The 796-nt window shown below is 30.3% G+C and carries 1 protein-coding gene; it reads right to left on the minus strand.

Annotated features, from left to right (window positions below; translation table 11 throughout):
• Positions 1-796: hypothetical protein (locus LQU93_RS09885; protein ID WP_229933719.1), on the minus strand; the 796-nt coding region annotated here is incomplete at both ends.

Consider the following 796-nt stretch of genomic DNA (forward strand, 5'->3'; position numbering starts at 1 on the left):
CACTCTTTACAAATTCCCCATCCACCTTATCTAACTTTTTGGCACTCTTTATAATACCATAAGCTCCACCAAGCATTATTTCAACGCTAAAATCAGCTGATAAGTCAGATATAGCTTTTATATCTTGTTTTTGTTCGTTATTCCACTGATTTGAGTTTATTTCAAACAGATCATTTGCTATATAATTACTTAGTTTATCTTTTATGCCTTGCGTAAGATGACTTTGTATCTCACTACTGACTGCACTTGCGGTAGCTCTTAATAATCCTTGTGTGGCTACTTGTGTTACAAATATACCAGCTGCTGCATTGCTTTCACCTATGGTTTTGGTTATTGCTATTGTGGCTTTGCCACCTTTTAGTAAGTAATCATAAAAATCAGGTTCTGCAAAAGCAGTTATTTGTCCTAATATTATTTCATTTGATTTATAATCTTGTAAGATATTTTCATTGGTATTGTTGTGTGTGTTTGTGTCTGTTTTATTATGTAAGTCATTATAAGCTTGTATAAAATTTATAACTTCAGAATTTGATAAAATTTCATTTATTTGCTCGTTTGTTGCTCCACTTTCTTTAAGTTGCTGTTTTAATGCTTCTTGCAGTCCTTTGGATTTTATATCATTGCTTATTTTATCAACTTTAGTTTGTGTTAGCCTATTACTTTCAAATTTATCTTTTACAAATCTATTAAAATCATCTAACTTATCTACTATAAATTCATATTCTTGTTTAATTTGTTCTCTACCCTCTTTACTAAACAACCTCATATCCACACTAGCATCTATGTTTGATGATAT

It is taken from the genome of Campylobacter majalis, assembly GCF_905120465.1.
Classification (GTDB): Bacteria; Campylobacterota; Campylobacteria; order Campylobacterales; family Campylobacteraceae; genus Campylobacter_A; species Campylobacter_A majalis.